General features: G+C 63.3%; 14 protein-coding genes and 1 pseudogene. 6 read left to right on the top strand and 9 right to left on the bottom strand.

Translation table 11 applies throughout. The features are described from left to right. The first annotated feature begins 137 nt into the window (after positions 1–137). A complete protein-coding gene (locus tag ACPFMJ_RS04075; protein WP_424362585.1) occupies positions 138–1,727 on the top strand; it encodes an ATP-binding protein in 1,590 nt (529 codons plus the stop codon). Here ACPFMJ_RS04075 and ACPFMJ_RS04070 read toward each other — a convergent pair. From ACPFMJ_RS04070 to purM, 3 genes are all read right to left on the bottom strand, one after another. Beyond that, entirely contained in the window at positions 1,687–2,445 is a 759-nt protein-coding gene (locus ACPFMJ_RS04070) for a glutathione S-transferase family protein (RefSeq protein WP_424362584.1), read from the bottom strand. The two genes, ACPFMJ_RS04075 and ACPFMJ_RS04070, sit on opposite strands and share 41 nt — an antisense overlap. Positions 2,446–2,480: 35 nt before the next feature. Further along, positions 2,481–3,122, bottom strand: coding sequence for a phosphoribosylglycinamide formyltransferase (gene purN, locus ACPFMJ_RS04065; RefSeq protein ID WP_424362583.1), 642 nt, complete (start codon positions 3,120–3,122; stop codon positions 2,481–2,483). A gap of 134 nt (positions 3,123–3,256) precedes the next feature. Further along, positions 3,257–4,321: a phosphoribosylformylglycinamidine cyclo-ligase gene (gene purM / locus ACPFMJ_RS04060; protein ID WP_424362582.1), complete on the bottom strand. Its 1,065-nt coding sequence runs from the start codon at positions 4,319–4,321 to the stop codon at positions 3,257–3,259. A gap of 330 nt (positions 4,322–4,651) precedes the next feature. On the opposite strand from purM, the gene ACPFMJ_RS04055 reads away from it, so the two are divergent. Both ACPFMJ_RS04055 and ACPFMJ_RS04050 read left to right on the top strand, forming a co-directional pair. Continuing rightward, positions 4,652–5,365 carry a DUF1013 domain-containing protein gene (locus tag ACPFMJ_RS04055; RefSeq protein WP_424362581.1) on the top strand — a complete coding sequence of 238 codons (714 nt, stop codon included), beginning with the start codon at positions 4,652–4,654 and terminating at the stop codon, positions 5,363–5,365. A gap of 96 nt (positions 5,366–5,461) precedes the next feature. Further along, positions 5,462–7,122 (top strand): annotated as a pseudogene (locus tag ACPFMJ_RS04050) (acyl-CoA synthetase). Positions 7,123–7,301: 179 nt separating this feature from the next. Here the strand turns inward: ACPFMJ_RS04050 and ACPFMJ_RS04045 are convergent. Further along, positions 7,302–7,469, bottom strand: a complete 168-nt coding sequence (locus ACPFMJ_RS04045) for a hypothetical protein (RefSeq protein WP_424362580.1) — start codon at positions 7,467–7,469, stop codon at positions 7,302–7,304. A 60-nt stretch (positions 7,470–7,529) separates the two neighbouring features. After that, positions 7,530–7,697 carry a hypothetical protein gene (locus tag ACPFMJ_RS04040; RefSeq protein ID WP_424362579.1) on the bottom strand — a complete coding sequence of 56 codons (168 nt, stop codon included), beginning with the start codon at positions 7,695–7,697 and terminating at the stop codon, positions 7,530–7,532. Positions 7,698–8,037: 340 nt separating this feature from the next. Between ACPFMJ_RS04040 and ACPFMJ_RS04035 the strand changes: the two genes are divergently transcribed. Further along, positions 8,038–9,855: an ABC transporter transmembrane domain-containing protein gene (locus ACPFMJ_RS04035; RefSeq protein WP_424362578.1), complete on the top strand. Its 1,818-nt coding sequence runs from the start codon at positions 8,038–8,040 to the stop codon at positions 9,853–9,855. A 78-nt stretch (positions 9,856–9,933) separates the two neighbouring features. Continuing rightward, entirely contained in the window at positions 9,934–10,359 is a 426-nt protein-coding gene (locus ACPFMJ_RS04030; protein ID WP_424362577.1) for a nuclear transport factor 2 family protein, read from the top strand. Positions 10,360–10,382: 23 nt separating this feature from the next. Here ACPFMJ_RS04030 and ACPFMJ_RS04025 read toward each other — a convergent pair whose 3' ends face one another. After that, complete coding sequence (locus ACPFMJ_RS04025; protein WP_424362576.1) at positions 10,383–12,407, bottom strand: pilus assembly protein TadG-related protein; 2,025 nt, start codon at positions 12,405–12,407, stop codon at positions 10,383–10,385. 255 nt (positions 12,408–12,662) lie between these two features. On the opposite strand from ACPFMJ_RS04025, the gene guaB reads away from it, so the two are divergent. Continuing rightward, the gene (gene guaB, locus ACPFMJ_RS04020; RefSeq protein WP_424362575.1) at positions 12,663–14,150 is read left to right on the top strand and encodes an IMP dehydrogenase; all 1,488 of its coding nucleotides are present in this window, start codon (positions 12,663–12,665) and stop codon (positions 14,148–14,150) included. A gap of 193 nt (positions 14,151–14,343) precedes the next feature. On the opposite strand, the gene ACPFMJ_RS04015 is transcribed toward guaB, so the two are convergent. From ACPFMJ_RS04015 to ACPFMJ_RS04005, 3 genes are read right to left on the bottom strand one after another with little or no spacing between them, the layout of a single operon-like run. Beyond that, positions 14,344–14,742: a c-type cytochrome gene (locus ACPFMJ_RS04015; RefSeq protein WP_424362574.1), complete on the bottom strand. Its 399-nt coding sequence runs from the start codon at positions 14,740–14,742 to the stop codon at positions 14,344–14,346. A gap of 14 nt (positions 14,743–14,756) precedes the next feature. Next, positions 14,757–15,836 (bottom strand): metallophosphoesterase family protein, encoded by a 1,080-nt coding sequence (locus ACPFMJ_RS04010; protein ID WP_424362573.1) that lies wholly within the window; start codon positions 15,834–15,836, stop codon positions 14,757–14,759. Between the two features lie 17 nt (positions 15,837–15,853). Next, the gene (locus ACPFMJ_RS04005) at positions 15,854–16,996 is read right to left on the bottom strand and encodes a cytochrome-c peroxidase (protein ID WP_424362572.1); all 1,143 of its coding nucleotides are present in this window, start codon (positions 16,994–16,996) and stop codon (positions 15,854–15,856) included. Between the last annotated feature and the right edge of the window lie 186 nt (positions 16,997–17,182).

Genomic DNA, 17,182 nt, shown 5'->3' with positions numbered 1-17,182 from the left:
CCGGGATTTTCCCGGCCGCTTTTATTTTGTCTTCTTCTCTTGCGGCAACGTCTAAGCTTGAACTGGCAAGTTATTTAATTGAAGATATTCCGATGTTTCTTTGCAGATGAAGCAGAGTTTTTCGTTCGGAGACTATGATGCTTGAGGCGACTGCGCAGAAAGAGCTTACCGTCGGCTATATTGAAGATGTCGACGCGGTCGGCGCGACCTGTCGGCTCGACGAGGCGGCGATCAAGAGAGCCGGGACCGGCTCGATTGGAAGCCAGCTCAAATTGAAACTAGACGGTTTGTGGCTCATCGTCGAGATAAGAGAGTTGAAGCAAGTCAGGGACTTGCGCGGCGCTGGCATCGTTGCGGCGCTCGAATTCATCGGAGAAACCGATGTCGCTCAGGATGGCGGCCTCACGCGCTTCCGCCAGGGGGTCTCGGCCTATCCGCTCCCGGGAACGCCGGTTTACCCCGTAAGAGAAGACGATCTAAAGCGCGCTTTCGCGGAACAAGAACGCGCTTCCGTCGTGGTTGGATGCGTGCATCCGACGGCCAGCGTAGATGCGCGGCTCTACATCGACCCCTTCCTCAGCCGCCATTTCGCGATTTTCGGATCGTCGGGCACGGGCAAATCCACGCTGGTTTCGCTGATTTTGAACGGGATCGCGCAGAAGGCGCCAGAGGGGCACATCGTCGTGATCGACCCCCACGGCGAATATGCGGCTTCCTTCCCTGAAAACGCAGTGTTGCTCGACGCGCAAAATCTCTCGGTGCCGTACTGGCTGATGACGCTCGATGAGCATTGCGAGTTCTTCGCGGCGCAGGGGCTCGACCGGGAAATTGACAAGGACATTCTTGCAAAATGTCTGCTGGCCGCCCGCGCGAAAAATCCATCCGCTCGCTCGATCGCCAATCTGAACGTCGATACGCCGTTGCCCTATTTTATTGGAGACCTCATCTCGGCCATCGATGAGCAATTGGGCAAGCTTGAAAAATACGCCGAGGCGCGTTTTTACATTCGCCTCAAGCTGAAGATCATGCAGGTCGTTTCCGACCGACGGTTTCGATTCATCTTCGACGAGTCCCTTTACGGGGCGCCCCTGGATTACGTTATTTCGACCCTTCTCCGCTTGCCCGCCAACGGGCGGCCGATTTCGGTCGTCGACCTTTCGAATGCGCCGTCGGAAGTCGTGGATGCCGTGGTGGCCGTGCTCTCCAGGCTCATCTTCAATTTCGGGGTCTGGTCGCGCGAAGGAAAAGCGCGTCCCGTTCTCCTGGTTTGCGAGGAGGCGCAAAATTATCTTCCGAGCCCCGAGAGCGGCAAAGGAGCCGCAGCGAGCGCGATCCTCGAACGCATCGCGAAAGAGGGGCGCAAGCATGGCGTTTCGCTGGGGCTGGTGACGCAGCGACCGTCCGACCTGTCGCCAGGGGCGCTTTCCCAGTGCGGCACCTTGGTCGCGTTGCGTCTGAACAATCTTCGCGATCAGGAGTGCCTGAAGAACGCCTTGCCCGAGGCCGGTAAGCATCTGGTGAACGCGATCCAGGGCCTTCGAAATCAGGAATGCATCATTTCGGGCGAGGGCGTTCCGGCGCCCGTTCGCGTTCGTATCGCCGACGTTGAGCCGGACCGCCTGCCGGATTCGCACGACCCTGCTTTCAGCGTGGCCTGGGCGAAGGCTGGAGGCGAAGAGGAGTTGGTCAGAGGGACGATCGATCGCTGGCTAAATCAGACGTTCTGATTTCGGAATCTGCAAATTCCGGAAAATAGCGCCCCATCATGCGGTCGCGATAGGCGACAAGGTTGGGCCGGGCCAGCGCCAGGTCGCGGGTCGGCGAATTTGTCGCCGGGTCCATCAGCAACGTAAGCGCCGCAAAGACAGCGGCGTCTGCGGCGCAGGGGGTCTCTCCCATCAGGAAGGGCTTGTCGCCGATGAGCGTCGAGAGCGCCTCGACGTCGCGCGCGCCGAGGACGGCGATTTCGGCCTCGCTGAAGCGGCCGACGCCCTGGGTCCGAAAACGCTTGATAAGGCTGCGGCGGATCGCCCACTTTGCCGGACCCCGCACGGGCGCGGGCAGCATCTTGTCGAAAAAGACGCCAATGCCCCGCGCGAAGTTTTCGTCATCCTGCCAGCGGTGACGCGCAATGATCGAAAAGAGGTGATCCTCGCACATCTTCTCGACCGCCCAACTCTCGGCGCGCTGTTGCGGCGAAAGGCCGGAGTCGAAGTCGAAACCGCGCGTTTTTTCCAGATGCAGGCGGATGAACGTCGAATCCGCGACGATGACGCCGTTATCGTCGATATAGGGCAGCTTGCCCTTAGGCGCTTTGTTGAAGCCCTTCGTGTCGACGACATAGTCGACGCCTGCCATCTTCAGGAGCGTCATCGCCTTCAGGACGAAGGGCGAGAGGTCGGGAAGCCCAGTCGCGGGACCAAAGCCGAAAATCTTCAAGGTCATTTTGAAAATCCTTTGCAGGCGCAATCAACGGTTCTTCAGGGCGCAACCAGCGTCGCCTCGCTTGTCCGTAAAGCGCCGAGGACGCGATTTCCTTCCACCCGCACAGCGCCGGACGCAACCAATCGCAGCGCCAGCGGATAGATGACATGCTCCTGCGACAGAACGCGGGCGCCGAGCGTCTGCGGCGTATCGCCGTCCAGGACCGGCACGGCGGCCTGCGCGACGATGGGGCCTTCGTCCATCTCCGGCACGACGAAATGCACGGTGCAGCCATGGATCTTCACGCCGTCGGCCAGCGCGCGCTCATGCGTATGCAGCCCGCGATAGGAAGGGAGCAGGGCAGGGTGAATGTTGAGCATTCGACCGGTCCACTGGTTGATGAACCAGGGCGTGAAGATGCGCATGAAACCGGCAAGGCAGACGAAATCGATGCGATGGATTTCCAGCATCGCATGCAGCGAACGTTCGAACTCTTCGCGGCCCGCGTAGATCTTGTGGTCGACCGCGGCGACGGCGATCCCCGCCGCCTTGGCTTTCGCGAGGCCCGGCGCGTCGGGCCGGTTGGAGAGGACGAGGACGATCTCCGCCGGGAAATTCGGCGCGCGCGCGGCGGCGATCAACGCGTCCATGTTGGAACCGCGGCCGGAGATGAGGATGGCTGTGCGCAGGCGGGTCATGAGTGTCGTTACTCTACGGCCCCTCCCTGTCTTCCCCCGCTTCACGGGCGAGGGGACGCTCCCGATCGGCATTCTGGATGAAGGCCAGGCTCTTGCTCCCTCTCCCGCGAAGCGGGGGAGGGTTGGGGAGGGGGTTACAGCCCCAGCGATCCGTTCATCACGACGCGTTCGCCGGTCTTCGCCGTGATCGCTTCGCCGATGCGGACCGGCTTCTCGCCGACGTCGCGCAAGACCTTCTCGACCTCGTCGGCGCCATCCTTGGCCGCGAAGACGACCATGCCGACGCCGCAATTGAAAGTGCGCAGCATTTCGTATTCCGCGATGTCTCCGCTCTTGGCGAGCCATTTGAAGACGCGCGGAACCTCGAAGGTCGAGAGATCAAGCGATACGCCGACGCCCTTCGGGAGAACGCGCGGGAGGTTGTCCGGAAAGCCGCCGCCCGTGATATGCGACAGCGCGCGGATATGAGGCGTCTTCTTCAGCGCCGCGAGCAGCGGCTTCACATAGATCCGCGTCGGCTCGAGCAAAGCGCGGGCGAGCGTCATTTCCGGCGCGAAGGGCGCAGTGGCGTTCCAGGAGAGGCCCGTGTCCTTTACGATCCGGCGCACGAGCGAGAAACCGTTTGAGTGCACGCCGGAGGAGGCGAGGCCGAAGGCGACGTCGCCGGGCTGGACTTCGCGCGGCAGAAGACCCTTGCGCTCGGCGGCGCCGACAGCGAAGCCAGCGAGATCGTAGTCGCGGCCGGAATAGAGGCCGGGCATTTCGGCCGTTTCGCCGCCCAGCAGCGCGCAGCCCGCCAACACGCAGCCATCGGCGATTCCCTTGACCACTGCGGCGGCGACGTTCGGATCCAGCTTGCCGGTGGCGTAGTAGTCGAGAAAGAAGAGCGGCTCCGCGCCCTGCACGACGAGATCGTTGACGCACATGGCGACGAGGTCAATCCCGATGGTGCCATGCATTCCGGATTCGATTGCAATCTTGACCTTCGTTCCGACGCCGTCATTCGCCGCGACGAGGACCGGATCGGAAATATGCGCGGCCTTGAGGTCGAAGACGCCGCCAAAGCCGCCGATCTCGCCATCCGCGCCGGGGCGGCGCGTCGCCCGCACGGCAGGGCGGATCATGTCGACGAGCCGGTTGCCGGCGTCGATGTCGACGCCCGCGTCGGAATAGGTGAGCCCTTTTGCTTTTTCTTGCATGGCCTTGTCCCGGCGGGCCTCCCGCCCGTGGGGGGTTAATGGGCAATGCGACGGCGCCTGTCAATTTGGGCGACGCAACATTCACACATGGCGATCACGCACCGCTTGCCTGAAACGAAGGCGCGGCGAGGAAGACGAGGCGCTTGGGAGGCAGGGCGGAAGGATCCCTCCGCGAAGGACCCTCGCACGTCCAATCATTGCGCTTTTGCCCGGAAACGCGTATATGAGCATTCATTCCCATCATGGACGGTCGAGCCTAATGGGTCGCCAGCGCGAAAAGGGCGCGGCGCCGGACGCTCCCGCCATGCCCGCGACCAAGGAGATTCTCGGATGAGCAACGCCCCGTTGATGCCGAAGGCGACGGCCGTCTGGCTCGTCGAAAACACGTCTCTGACCTTCGATCAGATCGCTGAGTTCTGTAAGCTGCACCCGCTCGAGGTGAAGGGCATCGCCGATGGCGAAGTCGCCGCCGGCATTCGCGGCCACGACCCCATCACTTCGGGTCAGCTCAGTCGCGACGAGATCGCGCGCGGCGAGCGCGACTCCAAGCACCAGTTGAAGCTCCTGGTTTCCAAGGTCGTCGTGCCGGAGGTCAAGAAGGCGCGCGGTCCGCGCTATACGCCGCTCTCCCGCCGCCAGGACCGGCCGAACGCGATTCTCTGGCTGGTGCGCAACCATCCGGAGCTGAAGGACGCGCAGATCATGCGTCTCGTCGGCACGACCAAGGCGACACTCAAGGCGATCCGCGAGCGCACGCACTGGAACTCGGCAGCTCTGACTCCGATGGACCCGGTGACGCTCGGCCTCTGCTCGCAGATCGATCTCGATTTCGAGGTGAATCGCGCCGCCAAGGATCGCCCCGCGGTGGTCGAGGATCACGGCCAGACGCTCGTTCCCGCCGCCGTTACGACCGGCCTGCGCGAGCCGGCGACGACCGAGGAGGTCTTCGGCAAGTCGACCACGCCGCGCCCGACCGACGAGGAAGACAATTTCGACGCGGATCGCGTCTTCGGTCGTCTCAAGGACCTCGATTTCGGCGAATAAGGGCAAAAGACTCCCGCGCAGGCCGCCGGCAGGCGGGAAGTTGCATATATCCTGCAAGCACCCGACCGCTTGCTCGCGCTTCTGGAGTCCTTATTGATGACCGTATCCGCCTATGATCGCGATCTCGACCGCAACCAGGCCAATTACCAGCCGCTGACTCCGCTGACCTTCCTGTCGCGAGCGGCGGCGGTGTTTCCCGACCGGGTCGCGATCGTCCATGGCGGTCTGCGGCGCACGTACCGCGACTTCTACTCCCGAAGCCGCCGCCTCGCGAGCGCGCTGGCCAAGGCCGGGATCGCGCGCGGCGATACGGTCTCCGTCATGCTCGCCAACACGCCGGCGATGCTCGAATGCCATTACGGCGTGCCGATGACGGGCGCGGTTCTGAACACGCTCAACACGCGTCTCGACGCCGCGATTCTCGCCTTCACGCTGGATCACGCCGAAGCCAAGGCGCTGATCGTCGACCGCGAGTTTTCAGGCTTGATCAGAGAGGCGCTCGGCCAGTGCAAGGCCAAGCCGCTCATCATCGACTATGACGATCCCGAATATACGGGCCCCGGCGAGCGGCTGGGGTCGATCGACTATGAGGATTTCATCCTCGCGGGCGATCCCGACTACGCCTGGGCGCCGCCCGCCGACGAGTGGAACGCCATTTCGCTCAATTACACATCGGGCACGACGGGCGATCCCAAGGGCGTCGTCTGTACCACCATCGCGGCGCCTATCTCCTGGCGCTCGGCAACATTCTGACCGGCGATATGGGACGGCATCCGGTCTATCTCTGGACCCTGCCGATGTTCCACTGCAACGGCTGGTGCTTTCCCTGGTCCATCTCGGTCGCGGCCGGCACCCATGTCTGCCTGCGGCAGGTGCGCGCCGGCCATATGTACGAGCTCATGGCCGAGCATGGCGTGACGCATCTATGCGGGGCGCCAATCGTCATGTCGACCCTGCTCGGCGCCAGCGACGCCGAGAAGAAGTCGCTGAAGGAAACGGTGCGATTCTTCACCGCCGCCGCGCCCCCGCCGCAGGCTGTGCTCGCTGCGATGAAAGCGGCCGGTTTCGAGGTGACGCATCTCTACGGGCTGACCGAGACCTATGGGCCGGCGGCCGTCAATGAATGGCAGGATCGCTGGGACGCTCTCGACGATTCGGCGCAGGCGCAGATGAAGGCGCGCCAGGGCGTGCGCTACAACGTCCTCGAAGAACTCGACGTCATCGATCCCGAGACGATGCGGCCGGTGCCGCGCGACGGCCAGACCATGGGCGAGGTGATGTTCCGCGGCAATATCGTGATGAAGGGCTATCTGAAGAACCCGTCAGCGTCGGAAAAGGCCTTCCACGGCGGCTGGTTCCATTCCGGCGACCTCGGCGTCATGCATCCTGACGGTTATATCCAGCTCAAGGACCGCTCGAAGGACATCATCATTTCCGGCGGCGAGAACATCTCGTCGATCGAGGTCGAGGACGTTCTCTTCAAGCATCCGAAGGTGAGCGCCGCTGCGGTCGTCGCAGCGCCCGACGACAAATGGGGCGAGACGCCCTGCGCCTTTGTCGAGTTGAAGGAGGGCGAGACCGCCACGGCGGAGGAGATTGTCGCCTGGTCGCGGACGCATCTGGCGCATTTCAAATGCCCGCGGCACGTCGTCTTCGGCCCGCTGCCCAAAACCTCGACCGGCAAGATCCAGAAATACATTCTGCGCAACAAGGCGCGGGAGATGTGGCCGGGCGGGGCGACGGCGGCCACGCTCTGATCCAACGAAAAAGCGCTTTTCGACAAAGTCGAAAAGCGCTTGCCCCTGAATTCCCGACGACGAAAACACTTCGAAAAAATCATCCTGAAAACAGCACAGCCAGCAATCGCGTTTGCAATTGCTGGCTGGTGTCGACTGGCTTACGCCGGCGGCCAGACCAGCGTCTGCCCTATCGTCGCTTAGAAGAACAGGCCGAGGCAGCCGCCCGCGAGCGCGCCGACGACGCCGGCCGCGATCGTGTTCTGCATGCCGCCGAGAGCCGCAGCCGCGAGACCGCCGAGCAGAACGGCGCCGACGCCAGCGAAGATGTAGGTGTTCGTGGTGATTTCGAATTCTTTCTCAGCCATGACTTTCACTCCCTAGGTGTTGACAGGTCAGAGTCGAGCCGTCAGGCTCGGCGATGTGAATTAGAAGAAGAGGCCGAGGCAGCCGCCCGCGAGCGCGCCGACGACGCCGGCCGCAATCATGTTCTGCATGCCGCCGAGAGCCGCAGCCGCGAGACCGCCGAGGATGACGGCGCCAACGCCAGCGAAGATGTAGGTGTTGGTCGTGATTTCGAATTCTTTGTCAGCCATGTCCTTCACTCCTCTTTCCGTTCCCAGAGCGGCGCCTTATCCTTTTGTTTTTCTTGGCGCTCCTGCCCCACTTTTGTGGTGGCGCGTCAATTCGACGCAGGGAAAAGGTAGCATAAGTTTCGGCTCTGTCCAGCCGCGGGGCCATTTTTCCGCGACAACATGTCGCACTTCTTAAATGTCTGAAAAATAATGGTTTGATGCCACGGGCGGCGACTGGCCCGGTCTATCGGTTGACAAAAAATTTTTATGACGCGCCGCACATTTGTGTGCTGCGTTGCACAAGTCGGCTTTTTGTCGCGGGGTCGTTTTCGCTTCCGTCGGGCGCTATAGGGGACGGGCCATGACAGAGATCAATCCCGCCGCATCGCCTGCCGTCCCCGCCGAATCGAAGCGCCGTCTGGGCGCGACGCTCGCGCCTCTCCGCCCGCTTCTCCCTTACGCGCTGCGCTACAAGCGCACGATCGCCCTGGCGTTCGCGGCCTTGCTTCTGGCCTCGGGGGCGACGCTCACATTGCCCGCCGCCGTACGCGGCATGATCGACCACGGTTTTTCAGCGGATAGCGCGGGGACCGTGAACGCTTATTTCGGCGCGATGGTCGGCGTGGCGGCGACTCTCGCGCTCGCTTCGGCGACCCGCTACTACTTCGTCATGACGCTCGGCGAGCGCGTCGTGGCCGATCTGCGCACCGATCTCTTCAAACATCTCGTCGCTCTCGACGCCGCCTTCTACGACACGGCGAAGACCGGCGAACTGCTCTCGCGCCTCACCGCCGACACGACCCTCCTGAAATCCGCGTTCGGCTCCTCGGCGTCGGTCGCCTTGCGCAACATGTTCATGTTCGTCGGCGCGGTGATCATGATGTTCGCGACGAGCCCCAAGCTCGCGGGCCTCGCTTTGGCGGCGATCCCGGTCATCGTGCTTCCGCTCATCGCGTCCGGGCGCAGCGTGCGCAAGCGCTCGAAGCACGCGCAGGATACGCTGGCCGAGGCGGCGGCGTATGCGGGTGAAAATCTTTCGGCCGTGCGCGCCATGCAGGCGAACGGCGCGCAGGCTTCGACCGTTGCGCGCTTCAAAAGGGGCGTCGAAACGGCCTACGAAGCTGCGCAAGCGGCGACGCTGGCGCGCGCTTTCGTGACCGCTGGCGCGATCCTCGTCGTCTTCACCAGCATCGTCGCCGTACTTTGGCTTGGCGCGCAGGACGTCCTTGCCGGGCGCATGAGTTCGGGGCTCTTGTCGCAATTCGTGCTCTACGCCGTGCTCGGCGCGAGTTCGCTGGGGGAATTGTCTTCCGTGTGGAGCGAGGTGGTCGCGGCCGCCGGCGCCGCTTCGCGCATTGCTGAAATTCTGGCGGTGAAGCCTAAAATCTTCGCTCCCGCCCATCCGACGCCCGCGCCGGCCCGCTGGGCGGGGCGCATCGCCTTCGAGCATGTGGGCTTCGCCTATCCGACGGCGCCGGATCGTTCGGCTTTGCGCGATCTCACCCTCACCGTCGCGCCGGGGGAACGCGTCGCCCTCGTCGGTCCGTCCGGGGCCGGCAAGTCGACGATGTTCTCTCTTCTGCTTCGCTTCTACGATGTCGATCAAGGCGCGATCACGCTCGACGGCGTCGATCTGCGCGCCCTCGACCCGCTCGATCTTCGCGCCGCCATCGCGCTCGCGCCGCAGGATCCCGTCGTTTTCGGCATCTCGGTCGCGGAGAACATCGCCTATGGCCGCGAGGGCGCGACGAGGGAAGAGATCGTCGCCGCCGCGAAACGCGCGCAGGCGCATGAATTCATCACGGCCTTGCCGCAGGGCTATGACACCCAGCTCGGCGAGCGGGGCGTCACGCTCTCCGGCGGCCAGCGGCAGCGACTCGCCATTGCGCGCGCCATCCTTGCAGACGCGCCGGTTCTGCTCCTCGACGAAGCCACATCCGCGCTCGACGCTGAGAATGAGGCGGCGGTTCAGGCGGCGCTCCACGACGTCATGGAGGGCCGCACGAGCATCGTCATCGCGCATCGTCTTGCGACGGTCCTCGAAGCCGACCGCATCGTCGTGATGGAGGAAGGTCGCATCGTGGAGGAGGGGACGCATGCGACGCTGAGCGCCGCGGGCGGCCTCTATGCGCGGCTGGCAAGGCTGCAATTCGATACGGAGCGGGCGGGGGCGGCCTAGCGACGTCGGAGCCGCCGCGCTTGGCGCTCCCCTGCAAACGGCGTAGCCTCCCGCGCGTCTTTTCAGGGGAGCATTGCCATGTCGCAGGAAGAGCGCAACACAGCAATTTTACGTGAGGCTTACCGGCGTTGGGCGGAGACCAGGGGCGGCAGCGTCGACCATTGGCTCTCGATCCTGCCAGAGGATGAGATCAAATTCGGCTCGCTCGCCATGGGCCGCGTGAGCGCTCTGGAATTCACGCAGCAGCGTCATTCGCGCGAAGGCGTCGAAGCCTATCTTCGCGGCCTGACGGCCGATTGGGAGATGATCAGCTACGACGTCGATCACTCTATCGCGCAAGGCGACCGGGTCGTCGTGATAGCCCGCACCTCTTGGCGCTACAAACCCAACAGGAAAGTGATCGATACGCCGAAGGTGGACACATGGCGCTTCAACGCGGACGGCAAGGCGATCGAATTCTTCGAATATTACGATACGGCCGCAATGTTCGAGGCGGTGCGCTGATCGCGCGCCGCCTCGTTTGTCTTTTACTTCGTCAGACGTAGCGGCGTCGCTGTCGCGGCGACGGCGATATTGGCGAAAGCGTCGCTGAGCGCCTTGGAGTCCGTCGCAACATAGGCGTTGTCCGGCTTGCTCGCGCAATAGGCCAGAAGCTTGGATGAGTGCGCCTGCTGCTCCGCGCTCAGAAAGCCCTTGTGGTTGAACATCACCGTGTAGATGGAGATGCCCTTCGCCTTGGCGTTGTCGCAGGCCTTTTTCAGGCGCCCGTCCAGGAAGGTCTGGAGCTGCGCATAGTTCTGGACGTTGGCGCCCCAATTGAGGCGGGTTCCGCCCATATAGCCATAGGCGGAATAGTCCGAAATATGCGCGCCTTCCTCATTGCCGTTCTCGGCAAGCCCATTCACGCCGTCCGTCATGAGCACGATGACCTTCTTGGTCTTCTTGTCGGTATAGGCGGCGCCGTCGGCGAAGGGTTTTTGCGGCGAAAGCGTGCGCCAGGCCCAGGTCAGCCCTTCCGAGATCACCGTGCCGCCATTGTACCAGAAGTTCATGGACTCGATGGCGGAGACAACCGTCCCCTGATTATTCGTCAGGCGCGTGATTGGCTGCGGGCAGGAAGCGTTGGGGCCATAAGTGTCCGGCGCCGTCTCCTTGACGATAGCGGCCCTGGTGGTTCCGTCATATTTCAGGATGCCTCGGCCCGCGCCCCATCCGTCATTGCTCCAACCCCAGCTCGTCGGCAGGACAAAGTCCTTCAGGTAGTTGTTGTGGAATTGCCCCGAGTTCGCGACATAGGCGCCGGGGGCCGCCGCCGCCCATGTCTTCCAATTGTAGTCGGGCTCGTCCGGCCAGAAATAGGGCGCAAAAAGCGACATCGAGTTGCCCGAGCTAGGCGGAATATCGGTCACGTCGTAGTCGGTGGTTTCCGAGTAGCCCATCGCTTTCAGCTCGAAGCTGTTGACCCGGGCCTCCACGCAACCTTTCCAGGCGATCGGCTTGCCTTTGTCGTCTTTCGTGCGCTTGAAGAGTTCGTACGGGCTCACGAGCGAAGGGTTGCCGAGCCAATCGCAACTGGCCGTGTCGCTGCTTTTCTCCTCGAGCCTGAAACCGGCCGGGACCTTGAAGCTGCGGCCCGATGCTTTGGATTTGAGCGTTTGAAGAGTCAGCGCGGGAATGGTGTTGGGGGTCACGTCGCTTGCGGCCAGAGCTGGGGCGACGCCGAAAAGCTCCTGCGCAATGCGCCGGAAGGGATTCAGCAGGTCGATGAGTTCCCGCGCGCTGCCCTCCGAGTCGCCGCTCGAGCCGCCGCCGACTCCGCCGCCCCCGCCGCCGCCTCCTCCCCAGTTCGGGGTGCAGTTCTTGTCCCAGCCGAGCCATGCCCAATTGAACCAGTAGCCCGCCAAGGGGCTCTTCGCCGCCGTATCGACCAGCGACAAATCGGTGAGGCCGGGGTTCACCGCGGCGACGTAAGGAACGACGCTCACGCGCACCTTGCCCTTCGAGCCGTTGCCCATCACGTTCTGGACCAGCGTCTTCGCAGCGCTTTTCAGCGAGGCCATGTCGTCGCGCATCGAGCCGGTGTTGTCGAGGGCGAGCGCTATTTCGACCGGCGCCTCGCTGCCGAGCGTGAGGCTGGCCTCGGAGGTCGTGCTGACCGTGATCGTGTCGAAATTCGCGAATTTCAGGAGCGACGTCTTCATCGTCGCCTTCGCCTGCACCTGATAAACGCCCGCCTTCGGCTCGGTTTCCGTGACGGTCAGGTTGAGGCTTTTCGCGGCCGAGCCGAGATTATTGATGACCTTGTTCAGCGCAATGTTCTGGCGCTCGGTTTGGGAGAGCCTCGATTGCGCGCCGGCCGCTAAAACGGCTTCGTCCGTCGCCCCCTGCAGCTTGGTCCTGATCATCGCAGCGCGGCCGTAGTCGATCGCGGCGCCGACGCCGAGCATTGCGGGGATAAAGGCCAGGCCGAAAATGATCGCCGCCGATCCCGAGCGGGCGCTGGCGAAGCGCTTGGCGGCGAAGCGGGCTGGCGGATAGGGAAATGTCGGCATGATCTTTTACTCCGTTTCCAGCAGCACTACCTTCTCCCGGTCAAGCTCGGGTTAATCGGAAACTCCACGCCCCGCTAATTTTCGTTGTAATTTGCAAATGCTTTCAAGGTTTCTCCACCGATCCGGCGTCCAGTCCGCCCAGCCCGGAAGAGGCCATTTGCCTTTGCAATGATTAATGCTATGAGCACGCGCCAACCCTGTACGGCGGCGCGGAAGCGACCGCCGTCGTCCCGCTTGAATGAAGGAGTTGGCCCCATGGCCCGATTGACCGCCACGTTGACCGAAGCGCTTACGTTCGACGACGTGCTCCTGCGGCCCGGCCATTCCCGCGTGATGCCCTCCGCGGTCGACATTACGACCCGCCTGACGCGCGAGATCACCCTCAACCTGCCGATCGTCTCCGCCGCCATGGACACCGTGACCGAGGCGCGGCTCGCCATCGCCATGGCGCAGGCCGGCGGCATCGGCGTCATCCACCAGAACCTCTCGCCGTCCGACCAGGCCGCCGAAGTGCGCAAGGTGAAGCGCTATGAGAGCGGCATGGTGGTCGACCCGATCACCATCTTCCCCGACGCGACCCTCGCCGACGCGCTTCATCTGATGTCGTCGAACGGCATCTCGGGCATCCCGGTGGTCGAGCGCGGCGCGGCCGGCGGCAAGGGCAAGCTCGTCGGCATTCTGACGAACCGCGACGTGCGCTTCGCCCAGGACAAGCGCCAGCCCATCGCCGAGCTGATGACCAAGAAGCTCGTCACGATCCGCGAGGGCGTGGGGCAGGAAGAGGCGCGCCGCCTCCTGCACGAGCACCGCATCGAGAAGCTGCTCGTCGTCGACGAGGACTATCGCTGCGTCGGTCTCGTCACCGTCAAGGACATCGAGAAGGCCACCCAGCACCCCAACGCCTGCAAGGACCCGGAAGGACGCCTGCGCGTCGCCGCCGCCTCGACCGTGGGCGACCATGGATATGAGCGCGCGCTGCAACTCATCGACGCCGGCGTCGACTGCATCGTCATCGACACGGCGCACGGCCACTCGCAGGCCGTCATCGACCAGGTTGCGCGCGTGAAGCGCGAGAACAACAAAGTCCAGATCATCGCCGGCAACATCGCCACCGCCGAGGCCGCCAAGGCGCTGATCGACGCGGGCGCCGACGCCATCAAGGTCGGCATCGGCCCGGGCTCCATCTGCACCACCCGTATCGTCGCGGGCGTCGGCGTGCCGCAGCTGACCGCCATCATGGAAGCGTCCGAGGAGGCCCGCAAACACGACGTGCCGGTGATCGGCGACGGCGGCGTGAAATATTCGGGCGACCTCGCCAAGGCGGTCGCGGCCGGCGCCGAAGTGGTGATGATGGGCTCGCTCTTCGCGGGCACGGAGGAGTCGCCCGGCGAGGTGTTCCTCTATCAGGGCCGCTCCTTCAAGGCCTATCGCGGCATGGGGTCGGTCGGCGCCATGACGGCCGGCTCGGCCACGCGCTACTTCCAGGGCGACGTGAAGGACCAGTTGAAGCTCGTGCCGGAAGGCATCGAAGGGCAGGTGCCCTATCGCGGCCCGATCGGCCCGATTCTCTACCAGCTCGCGGGCGGCCTGCGCGCCGCCATGGGCTATGTCGGCGCGCCGACGATCCGCGAGTTCCAGGAGCGCGCGCAGTTCGTCCGCATCACCAATGCCGGCCTGCGCGAGAGCCATGTGCACGATGTCTCGATTACGCGCGAGAGCCCGAATTATCCGACGGGCGTCTGATCAGGCGGCGCTAAATAATCGAGGCGGCCTCGTCCTTCGAGACCCGAGCTTCGCTCGCTCGTAAGGATGAGGCCTAAGCGTTCTGCGCAGAAAAAGAAGCCCCTCATGCTGAGGAACCTGCAAAGCAGGCCTCTCGAAGCGCGAGGGGCGTCAACGGGACGGCGCCGGCATTCCGCTGCGAGGCGCGCCGGAATCAATGCTTGCCGGGATCGAGCTTCACGCCCCGCCTCTCGGAATGGATGTAGGAGAGCAGGGCGGTCATTTTGGGATCGTCCGCCGCCAGTTGCTGACCCTGCAGCGGGTTGCGGATGCACCAGTTCACCATCTCCCAGAGCTGCGCCACCTTGCCGAGCTGCTTCTGGAACTTGGGATAAGTCTCCGGATGCGTGTTGGCGGCGTTGGGGTGGCACTGCGCGCAGGCCACGCCGTTCGTCCCCACCTCGCCGCTCGTCCAGAGCTCGCGGCCTTTCTTGGCGACGCTTTCATATTCGGCCTGCCAACGTGCGACGTCGGATTGCTTGAAATCGTCGGCGAGGGCGGGGCCGCCGGCGAGCCCCACGAGAAGAGCGAAGGCGGCCATTTGCAGACGCATGGTGTTCCTCCCGTTCAGTAATGGCCTTGCGCGATCTTGCGTCGCGACGGTTCCTGATAGGTCTTGTCGACTGGGTGGCCCTGCGCCGGGTCGAACCCCACGACGCGCCGGTCATTGTCCCAGAGCTGGTAGCGCGCCGTCACGCGGCCGGAATTCACGTCGATGAGCTGCCAGCCCGTCGCGTCGCGCTCGAAGAAGGGATCGGCGCGGTTCATCGGCACGGTCAGAATCGGCAGATGGCTCTCCGCCTGGGCGTAGCTCGCGGGGTAGGGCCAGGGCCATGCCGTCGCCATGACGGAATTGAAGGCGATGTTGCCGATCTGGTTGTACTGGATCTGATGAACGTGGCCGTAGATGACGTTCACGTTCTTGAAGGGCGCGAGCAGCGCCTGAACTTCTTCGGCGTCGTCGGTCCAGAAATTCCAGCCCTTGTAGATTTTCTGCAGCGGGGAGTGGGAAAAGACGACGACCGGCGTGTCTTTGGAAACCTTGGAGAGATCGTCCGCCAGCCATTTGCGCTGCTTCTCGCCGACCATGAAGGGCGAGCCGTTCGGATTGTCGAGGCCGGCCATTTCCGCCATGCGCCGCTCCGCCGAGGGCCAGCGATGGAAGGTCCACTCGTCCGTGGTGAGGATCGAGTTCAGGACGACGAAATGCACGCCCTTGACGTCGAAGCTGTACCATTGCGGGCCGTAGAGCTTCGACCAGTATTCGCCGAGGTCGAGATAATAGTCGTGCTCGCCCATGACGGCGTGGAGCTTGCCCTTCAAGGCCGAGAGCATCTCGGCGCCGTGATCGAGCTCCTCCCGCTTGCCGAGCTGCGCGAGATCGCCGCCGAACATCACGAAATCGACCTCGGGCTGGATGAGATTGGCTTCCGCGACGGCGCGCTTGAGGCCCATATCCCAGTTGCGCACGAAATTAGCGCCCTTGATCTGCTGGATATGCGAATCCGAGATGTAAGTGAAGGAAACGTCGGGGCGTTCGCCCGCGAAAGCGAGCCGCACCATGCTGATCGGCAATGTGGTGAGCGAGCCAGCGAGTCCCGCGGCGCCCGCCGCCATCACGCTGCGCCTGGTGACAAGTTTGGTCATGCTTCTCTCCCTCGACCTTATTTCTTCTGCGCCGCGACGACGGACGGGCTCGTCAACGCCTCCATGAAGGCGACGAGATCGTCGATCTGCTGATCGGTCAGGTTGAGCGGGCGGATGCCGCCGGACAGATAGGGATTGACGGGGTTGGGGTCGCCAGGGCTCTTGCCGCCTTCATTGTAATGCTTGACGACATCCTTCAGCGTCTTCAGCGAGCCGTCATGCATGTAGGGCGCGGTCAGGGCGATGTTGCGCAGCGTCGACGTCTTGAAGCCGCCGATCTCGTCGAAGCCGTCGGTCACCGCGAAGCGGCCGAGATCGGACGTCTTGGGGTCGGAGAGCACCGCCTTGTCGACATCGGCGCCCGCCGCCTTCGCCTTGAGGAATTCGCCGGCGAGTTTCGGGACGTCCGCCTGGATCCGGTTGATGCCGACGCCGATATTGTGGAACCTGTTGTCGGTGAAGAGCGCCTGCGTCTGCTCGACGACATGGCAGGACACGCAGCGGCCCTGGCCAACGAAGACGTTGAAGCCGCGCTTCGCCTGGTCGCTCATCGCATTGGCGTCTCCGCCAAAATACCATCTGTCGAAGGGTGAGTCGCCGGAGACGACGGTGCGCTCGAAAGCGGCGATCGCCTTCTTCACCTCGTCCATCGTCACGTCCTTGCCGCTCTTGCCGAACGCTTTCTTGAAGCCGTCGACATAAGCGGGGTCTTCCCGCACGATCTTCAGGACAGGATCGTGATTGGGCAGGCCCATCTCGACCGGGTTGGTCATCGGGAATTGCGACTGGTCCTCCAGCGACGAGGAACGGCCATCCCAGAACATCGTCGTGAAGTAGGCGGCGTTGACGACGGTCGGCGCGTTGCGGGTGCCGGTGAGCTTGTTGTGCCCTTCGGACGTCCGCAGCGGACTGTCGGTGAATGCCTTCTTGTCATTGTGACATGTCGCGCAACTGACCGTTCCATCGATCGAGAAGCGCTGATCGTGGAAGAGCTTGTCCCCGAGCGCAATTTTTTCGGGCGTCTGCGGGTTGTCGGCGGGGACGGGGACTTTGGGCAGACCGAGCGGGTCTGCGACTGCGCCGCCCAGGCAAAGGGCTGTCGAAAAAGAGAGTGCAGCGAGCGTCCGGTCGACGCGAATCGTGAGACTAAACAAGCGCATCGCTTTGCTTCCTCCGCGTCTCATGCGGCTTATCGCCGCATTTGTTTTAACGCGAGAGTGCGCCGCTTTTCTGTAGTTGGCAAGTCTCCGCTGAATGAGTCTATACAATGTCTTGTTGAACGCGGTTCTTAACTCGGAGTTTTATTTGTGCGCTGCAAGAAAGTTACGTATCGAATATTTGAGTAG

The sequence above is a fragment of the Methylocystis parvus genome (assembly GCF_049675845.1).
GTDB lineage: Bacteria > Pseudomonadota > Alphaproteobacteria > Rhizobiales > Beijerinckiaceae > Methylocystis > Methylocystis parvus_A.
Note: the sequence above shows the minus strand (reverse complement) of the source record. Positions and strands in the feature narration are given on the sequence as shown.